At 54.4% G+C, this 24,079-nt stretch carries 21 protein-coding genes and 1 pseudogene; 16 read left to right on the top strand and 6 right to left on the bottom strand.

Annotated elements, in window-relative coordinates:
* Nucleotides 1–67: 67 nt before the first annotated feature.
* Entirely contained in the window at nt 68–1,711 is a 1,644-nt protein-coding gene (locus ACMYUL_RS04720) for an ABC1 kinase family protein (RefSeq protein ID WP_415772357.1), read from the bottom strand.
* A gap of 170 nt (nt 1,712–1,881) precedes the next feature.
* Here ACMYUL_RS04720 and ACMYUL_RS04715 point away from each other — a divergent pair, with 170 nt between their 5' ends.
* The 7 genes from ACMYUL_RS04715 (at nt 1,882) to ACMYUL_RS04685 (ending at nt 7,000) form a co-directional block, all read left to right on the top strand.
* The gene (locus tag ACMYUL_RS04715) at nt 1,882–2,514 is read left to right on the top strand and encodes a C40 family peptidase (protein WP_415772355.1); all 633 of its coding nucleotides are present in this window, start codon (nt 1,882–1,884) and stop codon (nt 2,512–2,514) included.
* Nucleotides 2,515–2,532: 18 nt separating this feature from the next.
* Entirely contained in the window at nt 2,533–2,751 is a 219-nt protein-coding gene (locus ACMYUL_RS04710; RefSeq protein WP_342032122.1) for a hypothetical protein, read from the top strand.
* Nucleotides 2,752–3,136: 385 nt separating this feature from the next.
* Nucleotides 3,137–3,481, top strand: a complete 345-nt coding sequence (locus ACMYUL_RS04705; RefSeq protein WP_415772352.1) for a CidA/LrgA family protein — start codon at nt 3,137–3,139, stop codon at nt 3,479–3,481.
* Nucleotides 3,481–4,182, top strand: a complete 702-nt coding sequence (locus ACMYUL_RS04700) for an LrgB family protein (protein WP_415772881.1) — start codon at nt 3,481–3,483, stop codon at nt 4,180–4,182. Before ACMYUL_RS04705 ends, ACMYUL_RS04700 begins: the two co-directional genes overlap by 1 nt.
* Before the next feature lie 83 nt (nt 4,183–4,265).
* A complete protein-coding gene (gene argJ, locus ACMYUL_RS04695) occupies nt 4,266–5,486 on the top strand; it encodes a bifunctional glutamate N-acetyltransferase/amino-acid acetyltransferase ArgJ (protein WP_070515169.1) in 1,221 nt (406 codons plus the stop codon).
* A 363-nt stretch (nt 5,487–5,849) separates the two neighbouring features.
* Complete coding sequence (locus ACMYUL_RS04690; protein ID WP_234396225.1) at nt 5,850–6,200, top strand: helix-turn-helix domain-containing protein; 351 nt, start codon at nt 5,850–5,852, stop codon at nt 6,198–6,200.
* The gene (locus ACMYUL_RS04685; RefSeq protein WP_415772348.1) at nt 6,104–7,000 is read left to right on the top strand and encodes an IS3 family transposase; all 897 of its coding nucleotides are present in this window, start codon (nt 6,104–6,106) and stop codon (nt 6,998–7,000) included. The genes ACMYUL_RS04690 and ACMYUL_RS04685 overlap by 97 nt, the downstream gene beginning before the upstream one ends.
* 689 nt (nt 7,001–7,689) lie before the next feature.
* On the opposite strand, the gene ACMYUL_RS04680 is transcribed toward ACMYUL_RS04685, so the two are convergent.
* Both ACMYUL_RS04680 and leuS read right to left on the bottom strand, forming a co-directional pair.
* Nucleotides 7,690–8,178: a hypothetical protein gene (locus ACMYUL_RS04680; protein ID WP_070515167.1), complete on the bottom strand. Its 489-nt coding sequence runs from the start codon at nt 8,176–8,178 to the stop codon at nt 7,690–7,692.
* Between the two features lie 246 nt (nt 8,179–8,424).
* The gene (gene leuS / locus ACMYUL_RS04675; protein ID WP_415772345.1) at nt 8,425–11,055 is read right to left on the bottom strand and encodes a leucine--tRNA ligase; all 2,631 of its coding nucleotides are present in this window, start codon (nt 11,053–11,055) and stop codon (nt 8,425–8,427) included.
* 200 nt (nt 11,056–11,255) lie between these two features.
* Here leuS and dnaJ point away from each other — a divergent pair, with 200 nt between their 5' ends.
* Both dnaJ and ACMYUL_RS04665 read left to right on the top strand, forming a co-directional pair.
* Complete coding sequence (dnaJ, locus tag ACMYUL_RS04670) at nt 11,256–12,392, top strand: molecular chaperone DnaJ (protein ID WP_415772343.1); 1,137 nt, start codon at nt 11,256–11,258, stop codon at nt 12,390–12,392.
* A gap of 130 nt (nt 12,393–12,522) precedes the next feature.
* On the top strand, nt 12,523–14,538 hold the full coding sequence (locus ACMYUL_RS04665; RefSeq protein WP_415772341.1) for a prolyl oligopeptidase family serine peptidase: 2,016 nt from the start codon (nt 12,523–12,525) through the stop codon (nt 14,536–14,538).
* Between the two features lie 267 nt (nt 14,539–14,805).
* Here the strand turns inward: ACMYUL_RS04665 and ACMYUL_RS04660 are convergent, their stop codons facing one another.
* On the bottom strand, nt 14,806–15,762 hold the full coding sequence (locus ACMYUL_RS04660; protein ID WP_415772339.1) for a helix-turn-helix transcriptional regulator: 957 nt from the start codon (nt 15,760–15,762) through the stop codon (nt 14,806–14,808).
* Between the two features lie 235 nt (nt 15,763–15,997).
* Between ACMYUL_RS04660 and ACMYUL_RS04655 the strand changes: the two genes are divergently transcribed.
* From ACMYUL_RS04655 to ACMYUL_RS04630, 6 genes are all read left to right on the top strand, one after another.
* Nucleotides 15,998–16,975, top strand: coding sequence for a siderophore ABC transporter substrate-binding protein (locus ACMYUL_RS04655; protein ID WP_415772334.1), 978 nt, complete (start codon nt 15,998–16,000; stop codon nt 16,973–16,975).
* On the top strand, nt 16,956–17,324 hold the full coding sequence (locus tag ACMYUL_RS04650; RefSeq protein ID WP_415772332.1) for a hypothetical protein: 369 nt from the start codon (nt 16,956–16,958) through the stop codon (nt 17,322–17,324). Before ACMYUL_RS04655 ends, ACMYUL_RS04650 begins: the two co-directional genes overlap by 20 nt.
* 735 nt (nt 17,325–18,059) lie before the next feature.
* The gene (locus ACMYUL_RS04645; RefSeq protein WP_415772330.1) at nt 18,060–18,425 is read left to right on the top strand and encodes a cupin domain-containing protein; all 366 of its coding nucleotides are present in this window, start codon (nt 18,060–18,062) and stop codon (nt 18,423–18,425) included.
* A gap of 236 nt (nt 18,426–18,661) precedes the next feature.
* Nucleotides 18,662–18,898 carry an acyl carrier protein gene (acpP, locus tag ACMYUL_RS04640; RefSeq protein WP_003742600.1) on the top strand — a complete coding sequence of 79 codons (237 nt, stop codon included), beginning with the start codon at nt 18,662–18,664 and terminating at the stop codon, nt 18,896–18,898.
* Nucleotides 18,899–19,073: 175 nt separating this feature from the next.
* Nucleotides 19,074–20,321, top strand: coding sequence for a beta-ketoacyl-ACP synthase II (fabF, locus tag ACMYUL_RS04635; protein ID WP_415772328.1), 1,248 nt, complete (start codon nt 19,074–19,076; stop codon nt 20,319–20,321).
* 178 nt (nt 20,322–20,499) lie between these two features.
* The gene (locus tag ACMYUL_RS04630) at nt 20,500–21,192 is read left to right on the top strand and encodes a hypothetical protein (protein ID WP_107824870.1); all 693 of its coding nucleotides are present in this window, start codon (nt 20,500–20,502) and stop codon (nt 21,190–21,192) included.
* Nucleotides 21,193–21,428: 236 nt separating this feature from the next.
* Here the strand turns inward: ACMYUL_RS04630 and ACMYUL_RS04625 are convergent.
* Nucleotides 21,429–22,279, bottom strand: a pseudogene (locus ACMYUL_RS04625) (IS5 family transposase).
* A 152-nt stretch (nt 22,280–22,431) separates the two neighbouring features.
* A complete protein-coding gene (locus tag ACMYUL_RS04620; protein WP_415772326.1) occupies nt 22,432–23,289 on the bottom strand; it encodes a ParB/RepB/Spo0J family partition protein in 858 nt (285 codons plus the stop codon).
* A gap of 159 nt (nt 23,290–23,448) precedes the next feature.
* Here ACMYUL_RS04620 and ACMYUL_RS04615 point away from each other — a divergent pair, with 159 nt between their 5' ends.
* Nucleotides 23,449–24,027 (top strand): UbiX family flavin prenyltransferase, encoded by a 579-nt coding sequence (locus tag ACMYUL_RS04615; RefSeq protein WP_415772324.1) that lies wholly within the window; start codon nt 23,449–23,451, stop codon nt 24,025–24,027.
* The last annotated feature ends 52 nt before the right edge of the window (nt 24,028–24,079 follow it).

The raw sequence follows: 24,079 nt of genomic DNA, 5'->3' as shown, positions 1-24,079 counted from the left end.
AGGCGTGTAAGGCACACAATACCTTGCCTGCTTTTGAGGCGGTCTGTTTCGGAAGCAGGCAGTTTATTTAGTGTTTCCCCGACCGCCACACCGACCAGATAATCCACAAACTGTTGGCGAAGGCGATCAGGTAGCCGACGAAGCCGATAAACTTGGGGCCGGTGTCTATACTCATGACGATGGACGAACCGATAATCAGGGCGGCGGTGACGATGCCCATGGTCAGGCGGTTGGCGGCGCTGTCGATTTGATGGCTGATACGGTCTGAGTGCTTGAGGTCTAGGGTAACGCCGAGCTTGCCTTTTTGCAGCATTCTGGTCAGCCTGAAGAAGTCTTGCGGCAACGACTCCGCCATTTGCAACAGGGTGCGTAGTTGCGTTTTGGCGTTTCGGGCAATGTGGGCGGCGGAGGCTTGTTCTTTGACGGCGGCTTCGGTGATGGGTTTGGCGCGTTCGAGCAGTTCGATACTGCCGTCGAGCCGTTTGACGACGCCTTCGAGGGTGATGAGGGTCTTGAAGAGCATCACGAGGTCGCCGGGCAGGGTCAGCCCGTGGCGGCGCATGATGGAGGTGATGTCGTTAATGACTTGGCTGACGCGCAGGTCGCGGACGGCGGTATGTTCGTAGTTAAGCAGCATTTCCAAGACGTCTGCGCCGAGCAGGTTTTCGTCGGGCAAATCACCCTGCGCCCAGTCGCTGAGGACGTATTGGATGAGCAGCGCGTCGTTGTTGGTCAGGGCGTTGATAAGGTTGAGGATTTCGCGGCGGCGGGTGTTGCCGAGGTGTCCGACCAGCCCGAAGTCGATGAAGGTGATGCCGCCGTTGTCGTTGATGAAGATGTTGCCTGGATGGGGGTCGGCATGGAAAAAGCCTTGCCGCAGCATCATGGTGAAGAGGGTGTCGGTAATCCGTCCGGCAAGCCCGCTGCGCAAGGTATGGGGCATGGTTTCAAGGTCGGCGTCTTTCAGCAGCGTGCCGCCGATGTAGTCTTGTACGAGGATGTGCCGATTGGAAATGTCGGGATAGACGGCGGGGATGCGGACCAAGGGGTCGTCTGAAAAGGTCTGACCGAACCGTTGCATATAGCGCAGCTCCACCGATAAGTCGGTTTCTTTCGCCAGACTCTTGGCAAAATAGGCGACCATCAATACGGGCTGGTAACGGCGCACTTCGGGGATTTCGGATTCCATCAGTCTGGCAAGGTGGTTCAAAATCCGCAAATCCGCCTGAATGACCGGCTCGATGTCGGGGCGTTTGACTTTGACGGCGACGGCGGTTTCGTCTAAAAGTTCGGCGCGGTGCACCTGTGCCACCGATGCGCTGCCTGCGGGTTTCGGGTCTATGCTGCGGAACACTTCGGAAACGGGTTTGCCCAGATAGGCTTCGACCAAAGTATAGATTTCAGACGACGGTATCGGCGCGACGTTGCTTTGCAGTTGTTCAAACTCTTCAATCCACTCCGCCCCGAAAATATCGACCCGCGTGGACAATACCTGCCCGAGCTTGACGAAGGTCGGACCCAGCTCTTCAAACGCTTTGCGAAAGCGTCGCGGCGTACTCATATAACGGCTGTCGGGATGCACTTCGTCCCCGCCCGCCGCGCCCAAACGGATGCGCTGCACAAAGCCGCCCAAGCCGTATTTCGTCAGTACGGTAATAATTTCGCGCATTCTGGAAAAGTCGCGCATAGCGAGCAGAGTAGGTATCATCATTGGTTGGGTATCTTCGCAAAATTTTTTATAAACAACGCTTTAACGCAATATAACAGACGCTTTTTTGCCAAACATCCTGTTTTTTATATACAATCGCCTGAATATCCCAGATACAGAATAACATAATAGCAGGCGGCAGACAGGTCGTCTGAAAATGGAATCAGTCAAACATGAAAGCCTTATCCAGGCTGGCGGCACTATTGGCTTCGGTCTATATGCTGTCCGGCATTCATTTTGCAAACGCCGACGATCTCGATTCGTTCGTCAGAAGCAGACAGCAGGTTTTAAACCAATTTGAAGATGCAAGACAACCTGCTTCCCCGGCACTCCTCCAACCCGGACGCGCAATCACTGCCGCGATCGCTCCCCGCCAACCCGTAAGCTCTGTACAGTCATCAGACAATGCAGACGAACTTATCAGCAGCGCGATGGGTCTTTTGGGTGTAGCCTACCGCTACGGCGGCACATCCGCGTCCACAGGTTTCGACTGCAGCGGTTTCATGCAGCACATCTTCAAACGCTCGATGGGCGTAAACCTCCCGCGCACTTCCGCCGCACAGGCAAAAATGGGTGTCGGCGTATCGCGTAGCGAATTGCAGCCGGGCGACATGGTGTTCTTCCGCACGATGGGTCGCGGCAGAATCTCCCACGTCGGCCTCTACATCGGCAACAACCGTTTCATCCACGCGCCGCGTACCGGCAAACGTATCGAAGTTACCAGCCTCAGCAACAAATACTGGAATGCCAAATACGCCTTCGCCCGCCGCGTGAAGAAAAACGATCCGTCCCGTTTCCTCAATTAAGTCTAGGAAAGCACCAACGTGAGTATGCCTGAAATGCCCAAATGGTATGACGACGACGGGCAAATCGTATCCTGCACTGAAAAAGTGAAAGTCATGACGGAAAACATGACCGAGCTTTATCAAGCAGCACAAGACGCATTTGAAGACGCGCTTCTGATGGGCTGCAGTGAAAAACAGTTGCGCGAATACCTGCAAGCCTTGATTGAAGGTGTGGAAAACCCATATCGGAAATCTTAGGCGGAAAATCCTATCCGACGGCAAGGTTTGATTCCTTGCCGTTTTTATGAATAGCGACAAAACAAGGTCGTCTGAAAGCCGGCAAGATGCTTTCAGACGACCTTATCGTTTGGTTTCAACATGGATTGATTCGGATAAATACGAAAAACAGCAAATCGATGTTGCATTTGGGCTGAACCATACTTTTCAGACGACCCCAAGGGCGTTATGATTTAATTATAGTGGATTAAATTTAAATCAGGACAAGGCGACGAAGCCGCAGACAGTACAGATAGTACGGCAAGGCGAGACAACGCCGTACTGGTTTAAAGTTAATCCATTATATTAACAAAGATTCATAAACCGCCCGTCTGCAAAGCGGCAAACCATAGAGGAAACCCGACCCATGCACACCATCCGCGCCTTGCTCGTCCTGCTCGGCTGCCTCGCGCTCGGCGAAACCGCCGCTTATCTTACGGGCATCAAACTGCCCGGCAGCATCATCGGTATGGGTATTCTGTTTGCCATGCTTCAGTCGGGGTGGGTGAAAGCCGAGTGGTTGCAGCAGCTTACCGACGCGCTGATGGCAAACCTGACGCTTTTCCTCGTGCCGCCTTGCGTCGCCGTCATCAGCTATTTGGATTTGATTGCCGACAGTTGGCTGTCGATACTCGTTTCCGCCGCCGCCAGTACCGTGTGCGTCCTGTTGGTAACGGGCAAGGTGCACCAATGGATACGGGAGAAAATCTGATGGACGGCATCCTTTCCCTGTGGCAGCAGCCCAGTGTCCTGCTTTTCCTGACGCTGGCGGTGTACGCGTTGGCACTCCTCCTTCGCGCGCGGACGGGCTACCTGCTGCTCAACCCCGTTTTAATCAGCACCGTTACCCTGATTGCCTACCTCAAAATCCTCGACATCGATTACGCCGTGTACCACGATGCCGCGCAGTTTATCGACTTCTGGCTCAAGCCCGCCGTCGTCGCGCTCGCCGTCCCGCTCTATCAAAACCGTCAAAAAATCTTCAGCCAGTGGCTGCCCGTCATCGTCTCGCAGCTCGCCGGCAGCGTTACCGGCATCATCACAGGCATGTATTTTGCCAAATGGCTGGGCGCGGAACGTGAAGTCGTCCTCTCGCTCGCCGCCAAATCCGTGACCAACCCCATAGCCATCGAAATCACCCGCACCATAGGCGGCATCCCCGCCATTACCGCCGCCACTGTCATCGTCGCCGGACTGGTCGGGCAGATAGCCGGTTATACCGTGCTTAAAAACACCGTCGGCATGCCCTCGTCGGTCGGCATGTCGCTCGGCACCGCCTCACACGCCATGGGCATCGCCGCCTCGCTCGAACGCAGCCGGCGCATGGCAGCATACGCAGGGCTGGGGCTGACCCTCAACGGCGTACTGACCGCCGCCATCGCCCCGATTATCATCCCCGTATTAGGATTCTGAACACTTTTCAGACGACTCTCGATGAACCAAAAAGGCCGTCTGAAAACCAAATCAACAACAACCCCAAACAAAGGAGCAGCAAAATGGCAGTCAACCTTACAGAAAAAACCGCAGACCAACTGCTGAACATCGACGGCATCCAACTCTTCACCGCCTGCGCAGGCATCAAACAAGCCGACCGCGCCGACCTTACCCTGATGGTACTTTCTGGCGGCAACACCGTCGGCGCCGTGTTTACCACCAACCGCTTCTGCGCCGCCCCCGTCCACATCGCCAAATCACACCTCTTCGACGAAGACGGCGTGCGCGCCATCATCATCAACACCGGCAACGCCAACGCCGGCACAGGCGCACAAGGCAGAATCGACGCCATCGAAACCTGCGCCGCCACCGCCGAACAAACCGGCTGCAAACCCTCCCAAGTCCTTCCCTTCTCCACAGGCGTCATTCTCGAGCCTCTGCCTGTCGGCAAAATCACCGCCGCCCTGCCCAAAATGCAGCCCGCCGACTGGGCAGACGCCGCACGCGCCATCATGACCACCGACACCATACCCAAATCCGCCTCGCGCGAAGGCAGCGTCGGCGAAAAACACACCGTCCGCGCCACCGGCATCGCCAAAGGCTCCGGCATGATTCATCCCAACATGGCGACCATGCTCTCCTTCATCGCCACCGATGCCAAAGTTTCACAACCCATCCTCCAGCTGATGACCCAAGAAATCGCCGACGAAACCTTCAACACCATCACCGTTGACGGCGACACCAGCACCAACGACAGCTTCGTCATCATCGCCACCGGCAAAAACAGCCAAAGCGAAATCGACAACATCGCCGACCCGCGCTACAAACAGCTCAAAGACCTGCTCGGCAGCCTCGCCCTCGAACTTGCCCAAGCCGTCGTTCGCGACGGCGAAGGTGCAACAAAATTCATCACCGTCCGCGTCGAAAACGCCAAAACCCGCGACGAAGCCCGCCAAGTCGCCTACGCCGTCGCCCACTCGCCCCTCGTTAAAACCGCCTTCTTCGCCTCCGACCCCAACCTCGGCAGACTGCTCGCCGCCATCGGTTACGCCGGCATCGCCGATTTGGATGCCGACGCCCTCGAAATGTATCTGGACGACGTATTGGTTGCCGAAAACGGCGGCCGCGCCGCAAGCTACACCGAAGAACAAGGGCAGGCAGTGATGGCGAAAGACGAAATCACCGTCCGCATCAAACTCCACCGCGGACAAGCCGCCGCCACGGTCTATACCTGCGACCTGTCGCACGACTACGTCTCCATCAACGCAGACTACCGCTCGTAAGGACAGATTGTAAGTTTTGGGTTTTCAGACGACGTCTGAGGTCGTCTGAAAGTTTGAAACAATGGTTTGAGAATAGCAAAAACCGCGTGCGTGCGTACCGCACACACCCTACACCTCGGTTTTAAAGTTTGTGCCGCCCGCAGGTAGGGTGAGTGGCGTAGCCACGCACGCGGTTAGTAGAGATTCAGGTTACGGCTTACTGCGCCACATCAAGGGAAACACGATCGAAAAGAGCGATATTTCCAACAGTGTTCAACTGGTAGCGTGGGCTATGCCCGCGAAAATATAAAAGGTCGTCTGAAACCTGAACTGCACCCCAAAAGTTGGACATCCCCCCTCCAACTCACAAGGTGCAGTTTTTTTATGAGCAAATATACATTACACTTCAAATACCAAGCCGTACTCCACTACCTGCATATACGCAGCCAACAGCGTACCGCAGACCACTACGGCATTTCCCGAACCCACCTGAGACGATGGATACGCGCCTATCAAGAAGGCGGCATCGGCGCACTCGAACATCCACAATCCAAAACCATGACCGAACACCGCAAAAACCCCTTCATCGCCGACAAACCCGACCACGAAAAAACACAGGCGGAGCTTATCGAAGAGTTGTGCTATATGCGCGCAGAGGTTGCCTACCTAAAGGAGTTAAAAGCCCTCAGCCAAAAGCAGACCGAAAAGGACAAAGCCAAACCGTCCAAACACTGAGGGCGCAACACCCGCTCAAATACCTGCTGCACATCGCGAACCTGCCCAAAAGCAGCTTTTACTACCACCATCAAGACCGGCCCGACCCCGATGAAGCCGACAAAGCCCTCCTTGTCGAAACCTACAAACGGCATAAAGGACGCTACGGGCAAAGGCGCATTGCCGCAGCATTGGATTGGAACCGCAAAAAAGCGGCGCGGTTGATGACGCAGATGGGGCTGAAAGCCAAAATACGGGCGAAAAAAGCCTACCGCCATCCCGCCATGGGCGAAATATCGGAACACCTCCTCAAACGCCGGTTCAAAGCCCGAAAGCCCAACGAAAAATGGCTGACCGACGTGACCGAACTCAAAGGAAAGGACGGCAAACTGTACCTCTCGCCAATCTTGGACTTGTTCAACCGCGAGATCGTCGCCTACGCCATGAGCCGCAATGCTAACAGCGAAATGGTGAAGGAAATGCTTGAAAAAGCCGCGCCCCGGCTGACCGGCGAAGGAACGATGCTGCATTCCGACCAAGGCGTGCTGTACCGTACGGCGGGATATAGGGAATTGCTTGCCCAACATTCCATGGTTCAAAGCATGTCGCGAAAGGCGAACTGCTGGGACAATGCGCCGATGGAAAGCTTCTTTGCGGTGTTGAAGACGGAGTGTTTCTATAACGCAGGTGAATTGACGGTGGACGAATTGATGAAGCAGATAGATGACTATATGGATTACTACAACCGGGAGCGTTGCAGTTTGAAATTGAAAAAGCTGAGTCCTGTCGCATACAGAACCCAGCTTACACAGAGCGCCTGAAAAGGCTTTTATGAGTGTCCAAGATTTGGGGGCCAGTTCAACCTGTACGCAGGCTTTCAGACGACCTTTGCTTTTCCAAAAACAATCCGTGGGCAAAGCCCACGCTACGGCTGTTTGTTTTTCAACCTGTAATGCGGACTTTTCTGCGAAAACAGCCCATCAATTAAACAAAAATTCCCCCATGCCGTCATTCCCGCGCAGGCGGGAATCCATTTTGAATATCGGCAACCGTTTTGCAAATATTTGATCTCAGACTTACAGCGTAGCGTGGGCTTTGCCCGCGGATGAAGATAGCGAAAAACACCCTTTAGAGCAGGCTCTATGTTTCACTACCGCCCGTAAAAACAAGGTTTTCAGGCGACCTTTGTGATGTATAGTGGATTAACTTTAAACCAGTACGGCGTTGCCTCGCCTTGCCGTACTATCTGTACTGTCTGCGGCTTCGTCGCCTTGTCCTGATTTAAATTTAATCCACTATAAATAAAGCGGTTATTTTTACACCGGCGTGTCGTCAAACCCTGTTCGTGGGCAAAGCCCACGCTACGGTTTGTTGAATATTTTTTGATGTCTTGGCTGTTGTTCGAGGGATAAATTTCCACTTTAGGAAATGCGTGTTTGTAATGAGAGCGGGCTGGATATAAATAGCCCGCTCGTGGTTTGGTAAGATGGTAAGTAAAGGGTATGGCTTATTAGTATACTTGGATTTCGTTACCATTTTCTGTTACTTTGATGTAAGCCCCTGCTTCGACGGATACCATAAGTTCGTCTTGGTTGAAACACTGGGCACCGAGCACATCTTCATACAGTTGCCCGTTATAGATGATGTAGGCACGTTCTTGCCAGCCGGTATAGCCGCCGTATCTGTTTTTGGCATTGATACGGGCGCATACAATGTAACCGCGGATGTCACGGATGGGTGTGTCGGTTTTTACCGGAAGGGAGGTCCGCTCGAGACGTACAAATTTGCGCGGCTTGGAAATACCATCCAGCATCAAGGAATTGGGGTCGATGAGGGTGCGCGCGAGATGGCGTTTGACGATTTGTTCGTAGTCGCTCGGATAACGTCCGTAGTCGAGGTTGCGGATTTGCTCCATCGTTATGATCGTCGGTTTGGGCAGGCTGTAGCAGCCTGCAAGCAGGGTGGCACTTAATAAGGCAACGAGTGTAAATTTCTTCATGTTTTTTCCTTTATTATCAGCTTTGTTAGGATTTTTTAACCCGTGTTTCCAGTCGGTCTGGAAAAGAGGGCTATTCTAATATATCGGACCACATTTTTCCGCTGTCTTTTAAAGAGTTCTCTTAATTAATTCGTGATGCGGGCTTTGTCTGCGAAAACATACTGTGCAAAAAGGTCGTCTGAAAACCCTGTTTCCAAGTTTTCAGACGACCTTTCTTAATTACAGCAATCAATGCCGAATCGGGCTTTACACCACGATGTTCACCAGTCTGCCAGGTACGACGATGATTTTCTTGGCGGGTTTGCCTTCCATGAATTTCACCGCGCCTTCGGTGGCGAGTGCGGCGGCTTCGAGGTCGGCTTTGGAGGCGTCGGCGGCGACGGTGATTTTGCCGCGCAGTTTGCCGTTGACTTGAACCATCACTTCGATTTCGGATTTGACCAAGGCGGCTTCATCGACTGTCGGCCAGCCTGCTTCCCACAGTTTCGCGCCGTTCAATTCGCTCCACAGGGTTTCGCAGATGTGCGGCACGATGGGCCACAACAGGCGTACGGCGGTTTCCAATACTTCTTGAGCGACGGCGCGGCCTTGTTCGCTGCCGGTGTCGGTTTTGTCGTATTGGTTGAGCAATTCCATCACGGCGGCGATGGCGGTGTTGAACTGCTGGCGGCGGCCGTAGTCGTCGCTGACTTTTGCGGTGGTGGCGTGCAGTTTGTGGCGCAGGTCTTTGAGTTCTTTAGACAAATCGTCTTGGTTGCCTGCAAACGCTTTGACTGCTTCGCCTTGTTTCAGGTATTCGTAAACGGTGCGCCACAGGCGGCGCAGGAAGCGGTGTGCGCCTTCGACGCCGCTGTCGCTCCATTCGAGGGACTGTTCGGGCGGTGCGGCGAACATCATGAACAGACGGGCGGTGTCCGCGCCGTAGGCGTTAATCAGCTCTTGCGGATCGACGCCGTTGTTTTTGGACTTGGACATTTTTTCCGTGCCGCTGATGACGACGGGCAGTCCGTCGGCTTTGAGGACGGCGGAAACGGGGCGGCCTTTGTCGTCGAAAGTCAATTCGACATCGGCGGGGTTGATCCAGTCTTTGCTGCCGTTGGCGTTTTCGCGGTAGTAGGTTTCGCAGACGACCATGCCTTGCGTGAGCAGGCGTTCAAACGGTTCGTCCACGCTGACCAAGCCTTCGTCGCGCATCAGTTTGGTGAAGAAGCGCGCGTACAAGAGGTGCAGAATCGCGTGTTCGATACCGCCGATGTATTGGTCGACCGCGCCCCAGTATTTCGCGGCTTCAGTCGATACCATGCCTTCTGCGAACTTGGGCGACATATAGCGGAAGAAATACCAGCTCGATTCCATGAAGGTGTCCATGGTGTCGGTTTCGCGTTTCGCCGCGCCGCCGCAACATGGACAGGTGGTTTCGTAAAACCCGGGCATTTTTGCCAGTGGCGAACCCATGCCGTCGGGTACGACGTTTTCAGGCAGGATGACGGGCAGTTGGTCGGCGGGGACGGGTACGTCGCCGCATTTTTCGCAATGGACGATGGGAATCGGGCAGCCCCAGTAGCGTTGGCGCGAAATACCCCAGTCGCGCAGGCGGTATTGGGTTTTCGGTTCGCCTGCGTCTTGGCTTTGCAGCTTGGCGGCGATGGCGTCGAATGCCGTCTGAAAATTCATGCCGTCCAAGTCGCCGCTGTTGACCAATACGCCGTTTTCTTTGTCGCCGTACCATTCTTGCCATTGGTTTGCGTCGAATGCGTTGTCGCCGACGGCAATGACTTGTTTTTTAGGCAGATTGTATTTGGTGGCGAACTCGAAATCGCGTTCGTCGTGCGCCGGAACCGCCATCACTGCGCCGTCGCCGTAGCCCCACAATACATAGTTGGCAATCCACACTTCCAGCTTGTCGCCGTTGAGCGGGTTGACGACGTAGCGGCCGGTCGGCACGCCTTTTTTCTCCATCGTCGCCATATCGGCTTCGGCAACCGAGCCGGCTTTGCACTCGGCGATAAATGCCTGCAATTCGGGTTTGTCGGCGGCTGCGGCGGTTGCCAGCGGATGCTCGGCGGCAACGGCAACATAAGTCGCACCCATCAGCGTGTCGGGGCGGGTGGTATAAACTTGCAGGAATTTCGCGTAATCGCCTTCCAAACCTTGTTTGCTGTCGTCTGAAACGGCGAAGCGCACGGTCATGCCGCGTGATTTGCCGATCCAGTTGCGCTGCATGGTTTTGACTTGTTCCGGCCAGTGTTCCAGCTTGTCCAAATCATTGAGCAGCTCTTCGGCGTAATCGGTGATTTTGAAGTAATACATCGGGATTTCGCGTTTTTCGATCAACGCGCCCGAACGCCAGCCGCGTCCGTCGATGACTTGCTCGTTGGCAAGGACGGTTTGGTCGACCGGGTCCCAGTTCACCGTGCCGTTTTTGCGATAGACAATGCCTTTTTCAAACAGCTTGGTAAACAGCCATTGTTCCCAGCGGTAGTATTCGGGTTTGCAGGTGGCGACTTCGCGTTCCCAGTCAATCGCAAAACCCAGGCTTTTGAGCTGGGTTTTCATGTATTCGATGTTGTCGTAGGTCCAGGCGGCGGGGGCGACGTTGTTTTTCATCGCCGCGTTTTCCGCCGGCATGCCGAACGCGTCCCAACCCATAGGCTGCATGACATTGAAGCCGTTTAAGAGTTTGAAGCGGCTCAATACGTCGCCGATGGTGTAGTTGCGCACATGCCCCATGTGCAGCTTGCCGCTGGGGTAGGGAAACATGGAGAGGCAGTAGTATTTGGGTTTGGAAGCGTCTTCGGAGACGTTGAAAATACGGGCGTCATCCCATTTTTTCTGCGCCGCAGGCTCGATGGCGGCGGGCTGGTAATGTTCTTGCATGGTCATTCTGTTTTTCGCTTGAAAACGTTAGGAAAAATAAAGGATGGATTATAGCAGGTTGTCGTTAGGTCGGTTTGACAAAGGTCGTCTGAAAACAGAACGGTATTTTTCAGACGACCTCGCATTCAGACACTTGAGTTTTCACCACCCCACCCATATATCCAGCCTAGTTTTTACACATATCAACAACCATTACTATCATGAGCAACCAAGATTTTTATGCAACACTCGGCGTGGCGCGCGGTGCGAGCGACGACGAAATCAAAAAAGCCTACCGTAAGCTGGCGATGAAATACCATCCCGACCGCAATCCCGACAATAAAGAAGCGGAAGAGAAGTTTAAAGAGGTTCAAAAAGCCTACGATACCTTGTCTGACAAAGAAAAACGCGCCATGTACGACCAATACGGCCATGCCGCGTTCGAACAGGGCATGGGCGGCGGCGCAGGCGGATTCGGCGGTTTTGGCGGGTTCGGCGGCGCACAAGGATTCGACTTCTCCGACATCTTCAGCCAAATGTTCGGCGGAGGTGGGGGCGGCGGCCGTCAGCCAAACTATCAAGGCGCAGATTTGCAGGTCGGCGTCGAAATCACGCTGGAAGATGCCGCCAAAGGCATCAAAAAACGCATCAACATCCCGACTTACGAAGAATGCGATGTCTGCCACGGCAGCGGCGCGAAACCCGGTACCTCCGCATCGACTTGCTCGACCTGTCACGGTTCCGGCACGGTACACGTCCGCCAAGCCATTTTCCAGATGCAGCAGACTTGTCCGACCTGTCACGGCACAGGCAAGGAAATCAAAGACCCATGCGTCAAATGTCGTGGCGAAGGCCGCACCAAAACCAGCAAAACCGTTGAAGTCAACATTCCCGCCGGCATCGACGACGGTCAACGCATCCGCTTGAGCGGCGAAGGCGAACCGGGTACGCACGGCGCGCCCGCAGGCGATTTGTACGTCAACGTCCGCGTCAAAGAACACAAAATCTTCGAGCGCAACGGCTTGGATTTGCATTGCGAGCTGCCCATCAGTTTCGCCGTCGCAGCCTTGGGTGGCGAAGTCGAAGTCCCGACCTTGGACGGCAAAGTCAAACTGAGCATCCCGAAAGAAACGCAAACCGGCCGCCGTATGCGCGTCAAAGGCAAAGGTATCAAATCCCTGCGTTCCAGCGCGACGGGCGATTTATACTGCCACGTTGTGGTGGAAACACCGGTCAACCTGACCGACCGCCAAAAAGAATTGCTGGAAGAGTTTGAAAAAATCTCCACCGGACTTGACCGCAGCCAAACCCCGCGTAAAAAATCGTTCTGGGATAAAGTGGGCGATTTGTTTGACTGATTCGGGTTTGAAAACAGCAAAAGGTCGTCTGAAAGCTGATATTGTCGGCTTTCAGACGACCTTTTCATCTGTCTGCAAGGCTTTCCCGCTATAATTCCCGCTTTCGCTATTTTCAGACGACCTCTTTTCTATGAAATCCTACCCCGATTCCTATCTCCATTTCGAAAACCTCGACGCCCCCGAAACGCAAAACTTCGCCGCTGAAGCGCATGCCGAAACGCGTGCGCGTTTTTTGGACAACGATAAAGCGCGTGTGCTGTCGGACGGGATTTTGGCGCAGATGCAGGATACGCGGCAGATTCCGTTTTGTCAGGAACACCGCGCGCGGATGTACCATTTCCATCAGGACGCGGAGTATCCGAAGGGCGTGTACCGCGTGTGTACGGCGGCGACCTACCGTTCGGGCTATCCAGAGTGGAAAATCCTGTTTTCAGTGGCGGATTTCGACGAGCTGCTCGGCGACGATGTGTATTTGGGCGGGGTGTCGCACTTGGTGGAGCAGCCCAACCGCGCGCTGCTGACCTTGAGCAAGTCGGGCGGCGATACGGCTTATACGCTGGAAGTGGATTTGGAGGCGGGCGAGCTGGTCGAGGGAGGCTTTCATTTTCCGGCAGGCAAAAACCATGTGTCGTGGCGCGATGAAAACAGCGTGTGGGTTTGTCCGGCTTGGGACGAACGGCAGTTGACCGAATCGGGCTATCCGCGCGAGGTGTGGCTGGTGGAGCGCGGCAAGAGTTTCGAGGAAAGCCTGCCGGTGTACCAAATCGGCGAAGACGGGATGATGGTGAACGCGTGGCGTTACCTCGATCCGCAGGGTTCGCCGATTGATTTGATTGAAGCGTCGGACGGTTTTTACACCAAGACGTATTTGCAGGTGTCGTCCGAAGGCGAGGCGAAACCGTTGAACCTGCCCGCCGATTGCGACGTGGTCGGCTATCTGGCGGGGCATCTTCTGCTGACGTTGCGCAAGGACTGGAACCGCGCGAACCAAAGCTATCCGAGCGGCGCACTGGTGGCGGTGAGGCTGAATCGGGGCGAACTCGGGGCGGCGCAGCTTTTGTTTGCGCCCGATGAAACGCAGGCATTGGAAAGCGTGGAAACGACCAAGCGTTTTGTGGTGGCGAGCCTGCTGGAAAACGTACAGGGTCGTCTGAAAGCGTGGCGTTTTACTGATGGCAAATGGCAGGAAGCCGAGTTGCCGTGTCTGCCTTCGGGCGCGCTGGAAATGACTGACCAGCCGTGGGGCGGCGATGTGGTTTACCTTGCCGCCAGCGATTTCACCACGCCGCTGACGCTGTTTGCGCTGGATTTGAACGTGATGGAACTGACCGTCATGCGCCGCCAGCCGCAGCAGTTCGTTTCAGACGACCTCGAAGTGCGGCAGTTTTGGGCGGTTTCGTCCGACGGCGAGCGCATCCCTTATTTCCACGTCGGCAAAAACGCCGCGCCCGATACGCCGACGCTGGTCTATGCCTACGGCGGTTTCGGTGTGCCCGAGCTGCCGCATTATCTGGGCAGTATCGGCAAATACTGGCTGGAAGAGGGCAACGCCTTCGTGTTAGCGAACATACGCGGCGGCGGCGAGTTCGGTCCGCGCTGGCATCAGGCGGCGCAGGGAATCAGCAAACACAAAAGCGTCGACGATTTGCTTGCCGTCGTACGCGATTTGTCCGAACGCGGCATGAGTTCGCCCCAACACATCGGTTTGCAGGGCGGCAGCAACGGCGGCCTGATTACCGCCGCCGCCTTCGTGCGCGAGCCGCAAAGCATAGGCGCGCTGGTGTGCGAAGTGCCGCTGACCGACATGATCCGCTATCCGCTGCTCTCCGCCGGCGCAAGCTGGACGGACGAATACGGCAACCCGCAGAAATACGAAGTCTGCAAACGCTGGCTGGGCGAATTGTCGCCGTATCACAATCTTTCAGACGGCATCAATTATCCGCCTGTACTCATTACCACCAGCCTCAGCGACGACCGCGTCCATCCCGCCCACGCGCTCAAGTTCTACGCCAAACTGCGCGAAACCTCCGCGCAATCGTGGCTCTACGCTCCGGACGGCGGCGGCCATACCGGCAACGGTACGCAACGCGAATCCGCCGATGAACTCGCCTGCGTGTTGCTGTTTTTGAAAGAATTTTTAGGGTAAGGGCGGGGAGCGACACTGCCGCCGCGAATGAAAAAAGGTCGTCTGAAACTGCTTTTTCAGACGACCTTTTTTAATGGTTGTTTCAAATCAAAATATAGTGGATTAACAAAAATCAGGACAAGGCGACGAAGCCGCAGACAGTACAGATAGTACGGAACCGATTCACTTGGTGCTTCAGCACCTTAGAGAATCGTTCTCTTTGAGCTAAGGCGAGGCAACGCCGTACTGGTTTAAAGTTAATCCACTATATCTATGCCGCCGGCCCCATCAGCACTTCTTCACATCCGAAGGCAAAAATCCGTAATGCCGTCTGAACGCTTCGTTGAACCGTCCCGCGTGGCGGTAGCCGCAAAAGTGCATGGCGGCTTGGACGGTGCTGCCGGATTCGATGAGGGCGAGCGCGTGTTCCAGCCGCAGGCGGCGCAGGCGTCCGGCGACGGTTTCGCCGGTTTGCGCTTTGAAATAGCGTTTCAGGTAGCATTCGTTCAGTCCGATGCGGCGGGCGATTTCGGCGATGGTCAGCGGGCGGGCGAATTCGTTTTGCAGGATGTCGGCGGCTTCGTCTATGCGCCGGCGGCGGTAGCCGTTGTCGTGGCGGCGGAAGGTGAAGCGCAATAATCGGGCGGAGAGTTCCAGCGCGGCGGCTTCGTCGGCGAGCAGGCCGAAGCCGTCCGATTCGAACGGGCGTTGGAGCAGGGGGCAGGCCGCCGCCGTCAGTGCCGCCGCGTTTTGCGCCAGCCGTTGCAGGGCGAATCGGCCTATCGTTTGCGGCGAAAACAGGCGTTCGTCCAGTAAACCTTCATCGTGCCAGCGGCGCAGTTTTTCCAGCGAAAAATCCAAATGCAGCGCGCACATGCCGCCGTTGTCGGGCAGCAGGGTTTCGGATACGTCCGCCAGTTCGCCGCGTACCAGCCAGATTTCTCCGGCAGACGGGCGGTATTCCCTGCCGCCCATTTGTAACCGGTTCTGCCCCGACACCATGACGAACAGGGCGCAGTTGTGGCTGAAATTGTGGATTTCGGTGGGAAACGCGCCCGTTCCGCCGCCGCGCATCCGCGACAGGGTGATGCCCGAGTCGAAGCGGTTGATGCACATTTCCAGATGCAAACCGGGCTGTTTTACCTGCGCCATGAGCGCGTTGTCGGAACAGCCGTCCAACGCCCAGCCGGATTTATCGGAGCGGACATAGGTTTGGTACTGGCGGTAGATGGCGGCGGTGTTCATGTTTGGATGGGAACGGGTTGTCTGATAAGCGGATTAAATAGGAATTATTGCCAATAATCAAGCGCAGGGATTGGTTGAAACGGAAAAGGCCGTCTGAAAGGGTGTTTCAGACGGCCTTTCCCGTTTCGGGAATTTGTTTTGCCGTTTCGGGAATTTTGCGTTTTGCGGCGTGGTTTCTGCAGATTATTTGTTTAATAATAAACATTCTTATTCGTATGCAAAGGAACCGCACACCGTGAAGCCACGTTTTTATTGGGCAGCCTGCGCCGTCCTGCTGGCCGCCTGTTCGCCCGAACCTGCCGCCGAAAAAACTGTATCCGCCGCATCCCAAGCCGCATCTGCATCTGCCGCCACGCTGACCGTGCCGACCGCGCGGGGTGATGCCATTGTGCCGAAGAATCCCGAACGCGTCGCCGTCTACGACTGGGCGGCGTTGGATACGCTGACCGAGCTGGGCGTGAATGTGGGCGCAACCACCGCGCCGGTGCGCGTGGATTATTTGCAGCCTGCATTTGACAAGGCGGCAACGGTGGGGACGCTGTTCGAACCCGATTACGAAGCCCTGCACTGCTACAATCCGCAGCTTGTCATTACCGGCGGGCCGGGCGCGGAAGCGTATGAACAGTTGGCGAAAAAGGCGACCACCATAGACCTGACGGTGGACAACGGCAATATCCGCACCAGCGGCGAAAAACAGATGGAAACCCTGGCGCGGATTTTCGGCAAGGAAGCGCGCGCGGCGGAATTGAAGGCGCAGATTGACGCGCTGTTCGCCCAAACGTGCGAAGCCGCCAAAGGCAAAGGGCGCGGGCTGGTGCTGTCGGTTACGGGCAACAAGGTGTCCGCCTTCGGCACGCAGTCGCGGTTGGCAAGTTGGATACACGGCGACATCGGCCTGCCGCCCGTGGACGAATCTTTACGCAACGAGGGGCACGGGCAGCCCGTTTCCTTCGAATACATCAAAGAGAAAAACCCCGACTGGATTTTCATCATCAACCGTACCGCCGCCATCGGGCAGGAAGGGCCGGCGGCTATGGAAGTGTTGGATAACGCGCTGGTACGCGGCACGAACGCTTGGAAGCGCAAGCAAATCATCGTCATGCCTGCCGCGAACTACATTGTCGCGGGCGGCGCGCGGCAGTTGATACAGGCGGCGGAACAGTTGAAGGCGGCGTTTGAAAAGGCCGAACCCGTTGCGGCGGGGAAAGAGTAGGGGGGCGTCTGAAAACGGAGCTTCCGAAGAAAGCGGAGTTTCTGCGAAGCTAAAACGCGGGTTTGACGAAGTGAAAAGCAGCCTGCACGTTGAAAATACCGCTCAAGCAAACCTACGGTTTGCCGCCCTCTCCCTAGCCCTCTCCCACGGGGAGAGGGGATTGGGTTGCAGGCTGCTTTTAAGGTTCAGGCAAATTTTCACTTCGTTGAAGCTCCATTTTCAGACGACCTTTTGGAACACCGCAGGCACACGCATCGAACGGCTGAATCAAAGTTCAGACCGATGGCAGCCCGCACCCGAGTTTATGCGGCAAACAGCGAGGCTACGGCAACCCGTCCCCTCTCCCTAGCCCTCTCCCTGTGGGAGAGGGCTAGGGAGAGGGTAGTAAGCCGCAGGCTTACATCAAAGTCGATAACGCTTTCACAAAGCCTGTGCACTGAAAACTGAAAGGCCATCTGAAAACGGAGCTTCCGAAGGAAGCGGGGGTTTCTGCGAAGCTAAAACCTAAGCTGTAAAAGAAGCAAAAAGCAGCCTGCACGTTGAAAATACCGCTCAAGCAAACCTACGTTTGCCGCCCTCTCCCTAGCCCTCTCCCACGGGGAGAGGGGATTGGGTTGCAGGCTGTCTTTAAGGTTCAGGTAAATTTTCACTTCGTTGAAGCTCCGTTTTCAGACGACCTTTTGAAACACCACAGGCACACGCATCGATCGGCAGAATCAAAGATTCAGACCGATGGCAGTCCGCACTCGAGCTTATGCGGCAAACAGCGAGGCTGCGGCAACCCGTCCCCTCTCCCCGTGGGAGAGGGTTAGGGAGAGGGCAGTAAGCCGTAGGCTTACATTCAGAACGAAACGAAAACCGCCGCACGGAGTCTAATCAAACCGGTTACGAAAACAAATAACGCAGCCATATTCCGCTTTCAGACGACCCAAACCGACCGAAACATATAGTGGATTAAAATAAAAATGAGACAAGACAGCAACGCCTGCTGTGTACAGCTAGAATACATAAGGGCGTTGGCAACGCCGTATCATTGCGATTTTAGTCCGCCATAAATTTTGTCTGCAACCAAAGGAAAACCATCATGAAAAACATCAAAACCCAACTTTTCGCCGTCCTCATCGGCCTCTCCGCCGCTGCCGCGCCTGCCGCCGAAATCGCCCAAAGCACGGGCAAAGTCTTTGAAGGCACCAACTACACCGTCATCCGCGAAACCCTGCCCAAAGGCAAGGAAATCCCCCGCCACAACCACCCCGGCCACACCCTGCTGGTTACCCAAACCAAAGGCAGCTCGGTATTTTTGTTTGACGGCGGAAAAAGGCAGGAATTGCGGCCGGGCAGCGTCCTGAAGGCGGACGGCAGCGAATATGTCGCCATCAAAATAACCGACGACAGCGAATTGGTGATTGTGCTGATGAAGGACGCAGAGAACGGTCGGAACGGAAAATGACATCCGTAAAAGCCGGGGTGGGTTGAAAAAAATACTAACCGTCTGACGACAAACAAAAACAAATTCCCGCTTGTAGGTTAAAATCAGGCTATGCTAATATGCACAACAACAGGTTTTTCCAGAATAATCTGTGTTAGAATGCAGACTTAGATGGAAAACTCTATCCGAACTCGGTACAATACCGACGAATTTATTTCTCTTAAACAACCCGCCGCAAGGCAAAAGGAACGACTGATATGTCAAACATCGAACAACAAGTTAAGAAAATTGTTGCTGAACAACTGGGCGTAAACGAAGCCGAAGTCAAAAACGAATCTTCCTTCCAAGACGACCTGGGTGCAGATTCTTTGGACACCGTAGAATTGGTTATGGCTTTGGAAGAAGCTTTCGGTTGCGAAATCCCCGATGAAGAAGCCGAAAAAATCACTACCGTACAACTGGCTATCGACTACATCAACGCCCACAACGGCTAATCGGCCGCACCAAACATCCCCAGCCTCTGCTGCGTTAGCGCAATAGAGGCTGTTACCTTATATATGTGGGGCAAAATCCGTTATAATAGCCGCCCGGAATCCGATTCCGAACCGCTATTATCATTTTCAGACGGCATCTTGCCGCATCCCACCGAAAACCAACAGCGAGATTATCATGAGTCAGAGAAGAGTAGTCATCACAGGCCTCGGCCAAGTATCACCGGTCGGCAACGACGTCGCCACCGCATGGAGCAACCTGCTCGCAGGCAAAAGCGGCATCGGCCGGATTACCCGCTTTGACGCATCCGACATCAACAGCCAAATCGCCGGCGAAGTGCGCGATTTCGACATCGGCCAATACATCAGCGCCAAAGAAGCCCGCCGCATGGACGTGTTCATCCACTACGGCATCGCCGCCGCGCTGCAAGCCATTGACGATGCCGGTTTGGACGAATTGGAAAGCCTCGATAAAGACCGCGTCGGCGTGAACATCGGTTCCGGTATCGGCGGTCTGCCCAGCATCGAAGCCACCGGTAAAGCCGTTATTGAAGGCGGCGCGCGCAAAATCAATCCTTTCTTTATTCCCGGTTCGTTGATCAACCTGATTGCGGGTCACGTTACCATCCTCAAAGGCTACCGCGGCCCCAGCTACGGCATGGTTTCCGCCTGTACCACCGGCGCACACTCCATCGGCGACTCCGCCCGACTGATTAAATACGGCGACGCGGACGTGATGATTGCAGGCGGTGCCGAAGGCGCGATCAGCACTTTGGGCGTGGGCGGCTTTGCTGCGATGAAAGCACTTTCCACCCGCAACGACGATCCCGCCACCGCTTCCCGTCCGTGGGACAAAGGCCGTGACGGTTTCGTTATCGGCGAAGGCGCGGGCGTGCTGGTGTTGGAAGAATTGGAACACGCCAAAAAACGCGGCGCGAAAATCTACGCCGAAATCGTCGGCTTCGGCATGAGTTCCGATGCCTACCACATCACCGCTCCGAACGAAGAAGGCCCTGCGTTGGCAGTTACCCGCGCGCTGAAAGATGCCGGACTGAATCCCGAAGACGTCGATTACGTCAACGCACACGGCACGTCCACTCCGCTGGGCGATGCCAACGAAACCAAAGCGCTCAAACGCGCGCTGGGCGACCATGCCCGCAAAGTCATCGTCAACTCCACTAAATCCATGACCGGCCACTTACTCGGCGCGGCAGGCGGCGTGGAAGCGTTGTACAGCGTGTTGGCGGTACACGAGCAGAAATCCCCGCCGACCATCAACATCTTCGAACAAGACATCGAAGCAGGCTGCGATTTGGACTACTGCGCCAACGAAGCGCGCGACGCGAAAATCGACGTTGCCATCTCCAATTCCTTCGGCTTTGGCGGTACCAACGGCACATTGGTATTCAAACGCTTCAAAGACTGATAGAAGGTTTTAAGTAGATTGAAAAGGCCGTCTGAAACTAGGTTTCAGACGGCCTTTTTTATTTTGAAATACAAATATTCTTGATAATCTGTATCATTTATATAAAATATTGACTCCTACCAATATCGCTCGGATTTTATCGGGTAATCAACCCAATTACATTTTTAAGGAGTCTGCAATGAAAACCATCCGTATTCTAGCATTGGCCGCTGCACTGGCCGCCGTGCCTGCATTTGCGTCTGATTTCGGCCATGAACAGGCATTGACCATAGACGGCAAGCCTGCCCATCTGGCAGAAACTTCAGCCCGTATTTTGGCAAACGAAACCCTGACTGCGCCGCAACTGGTCGAAGATATCACTGATGGATTCGGTTCGAAAAAAATTCCAGGTTATAAATTGATGATTATGGGCCGCACTTATTCGGTGGCGGCAGAAACCAAACCGCCGAAAGAGGGCCAAACTCAGTGGCGGGACAATACGTTCATTCATCGCGGCGTAAAACTGTTTGTCGGCATTCCGGTCAAAAACGGCAAGATGGATTTGGCGTCTGCCAGATTGATTAATATCGGCGTAGTTGACGACAACGGTGGTGCCGCGCCTCATGATGAGGGTGAAAAAATCCGTCCGGTCGGCAAGCAGCTGATGTCTCCCGATACCAAAGTGGAAAATGTGAAACTCAATATTGCCAAACTGACGTTGCCAAATATGAAATTGGGCGAAACCAGTGGCGGTGGTGTGAAATTGGAAGCATCGGCAACATTGGACGGTAAGCCGATACAGACCAAAATCGACAGCACTTTCTCCCGCTTCTATTCCGCCAAACCAGCCGCTACACGGCCGTTTATGGCAGATGTACGGTTTGTGAAATAATCGCAAAGGCCGTCTGAAATCCAGTTTCAGACGGCCTTTTATATAACGAAACTGCATAAGTTTAGTTTTTCATAGATTAAAGGTAAGGAGAGACCTTTGCAAAATTCCTTTCCTTCCGACAGCCGAGATCCAAATAAAGATTTTCGGCTGTTTTTGTTTCAAATATCCACTGATTCTACTCAAATATCCCCGTAATTCACCTTGGATACCTGATCAATCAGGTATCCGACCGCCTTTTAGGCGGCAACAGGCACACTTAGCCTGTTAGCCGCTTTCAACAGGTTTAAACACATCGCCTTCAGATGGCTTTGCGCATAATGCCGTCCAGCAACCGATGTTCTTTCAGATGTTGTCGGTTTTCCGCACTGTCGTAGCCTTTGTCGGCATAGACGGTCGTACCCTCTGCAATGCCTTCCAACAAAGGCGACAGGTGGTTGCACTCATGGGTATTGGCGGGGGTGATGTGCAGTTTCTCGATATAGCCTTCCTCATCGGTACGGGTATGTTGTTTGTAACCGAGTCTGTATAAGCCGTTTTTCTTTGTCCAACGGGCATCTTTGTCTTTACTCGGTGTGGTTTGGCCGCTGATTTGTCCTTCTTCATCGACTTCTATAGCCTGACGCTGTTTGCTGCCGGCGGTCTGAATAATGGTGGCGTCAATGACGGCGGCGGATGCTTTCTCTACTTTTAGGTTTTTTTCGGTCAGTTGGCAGTTAATCAGTTCCAGCAATTCGGACAGGGTGTTGTCTTGCGCCAGCCAGTTGCGGTAGCGGCATAAGGTGCTGTAATCGGGGATGCTCAGTTCGTCGAAACGGCAAAACAGGTTGAAATCGATGCGGGTGATGAGGCTGTGTTCGAGTTCGGGATCGGAGAGGCTGTGCCATTGTCCGAGCAGGACGGCTTTGAACATGGACAACAGGGGATAGGCGGGACGGCCGCGATGGTCTCGAAGGTAACGGGTTCTTTGACGATTCAGGTATTGTTCGATCGGGTGCCAATCAATCACTTGATCTAACTTCAATAGTGGGAAGCGGTCGATGTGTTTGGCGATCATGGCTTGTGCGGTTTGCCGGAAGAAGGTGCTCATGAGAAATCCCCTAAATGTCTTGATGGGAATTTAGGGGATTTTGGGGAATTTTGCAAAGGTCTCTATATATTGAAAAAGCCGGGTTTCGCATCATGCAAAATCCGGCTTAAAAAGTGGTTGAAAAGGCTTTTGGTCGATATCTGATTTTCGTCTTATGCCTGATAATCGATACCCAACTGTTTCAACAGATACTCAAATGTTTCCGGCGTATCGAAGTGGAGGACGATTTTGCCTTTTTTGTGATTGGTGGTTTTGACTTCCGCGTAAACGCCCAGCCTTTCGGTCAATACGTCGTTCAGACGACGTATATCGGGGCTGATGGTTTTTTTGATTTCCTGTTTTGCCTGATGGGCGGCTTGGCTGCGGCGTTCGACTTCGCGTACCGACCAACCGTTTTTCACTGCCTTTCGCGCCAATTCGAGCTGCTCGACCACAGGCAGGGTCAGCAGGGCGCGGGCGTGTCCCATCTCAAGATGGCGATGGTAGAGCATTTCTTGGACAGGCTCGGGCAGGCTCAACAGGCGCAGGCTGTTGGAAATGGCGCTGCGGCTTTTGCCGACTGCCTTAGCGATGGTTTCATGAGTCAGTCCGAACTCGTCGGCAAGGCGTTTCAAACCTTGCGCTTCTTCAATCGGGTTTAAGTTTTCGCGTTGCAGGTTTTCAATCAAACCCATTGCCAGCGCAGTCTCGTCGCTGATGGTTTTGATGACGACCGGAATTTCGGTCAGTCCGGCGAGCTGGGATGCGCGCCAGCGGCGTTCGCCGGCGATCAGTTCGTATTGGGAAAGGCCGTGTTCGCGCACGATGACCGGCTGGATAACGCCTTGCGCTTTAATCGAATCCGCCAGCTCCTGCAAGGCTTCGTCGTCCATCTGAACCCGCGCCTGATAGCGACCGGGCTGGATGTCGTTGATGGCGACGGTAGTCAGGCGGTCGCTGCTGCTGTTGTCAACGCCGTTGGAAATCAGGGAATCTAAACCGCGGCCCAAACCGCCTTTTGCTTTTGCCATATCGTGTCCCTTTCAGACGACCCTAAGGATGAAAAAACAGTATTCTATCGGATATTCACAAGCGCCGACAATTTGTATTGCTGTGTTATTCCAAGTAGCGATTTTTACTATAATGAACCCCCTCGGTTATTTTTCAGACGACCCACAGAAAGATTATTTATGACCCGACGCCTGATTATCGGCATCAGCGGTGCCAGCGGTTTCCAATATGGAGTCAAAGCCTTACAGCTTTTGCGCGCACATGACGTCGAAACGCATTTGGTCGTTTCCAAAGGTGCGGAAATGACACGCGCTTTGGAAACGGGCTACACCAAAGAAGAAGTCTATACACTCGCCGATGTCGTGTATTCCGTCAACCACATCGGCGAACGCATTGCCAGCGGCTCGTTTAAAACGGACGGTATGTTGATTGCGCCTTGTTCCATGCGGACGCTGGCATCTGTCGCACACGGATTCGGCGACAATCTGTTGACCCGCGCTGCCGATGTGGTCTTGAAAGAACGCCGGCGCTTAGTGTTGATGGTGCGTGAAGCGCCGTTAAACCTCGCCCATATTGAAAACATGCGCCGAGTGACTGAGATGGGCGGCATTATTTTCCCGCCCATCCCCGCTATGTATCAGCAGCCGCAAACCGTTGACGACATCATTACCCACAGCGTGGCACATGCCTTGGACATGTTCGACATCGAAACCGAAGGCGTGCCCAGATGGAACGGTGGGCAAACCGAAGCAGACTGAAGACAATGCAGTTTGATAACGAAACTTTGCTGCCCCAAACCTCGCCGCAAAC

The sequence above is a fragment of the Neisseria sp. CP9 genome (assembly GCF_047758525.1).
Taxonomy (GTDB): Bacteria; Pseudomonadota; Gammaproteobacteria; order Burkholderiales; family Neisseriaceae; genus Neisseria.
This window is presented reverse-complemented; position numbering and strand designations above follow the sequence as displayed.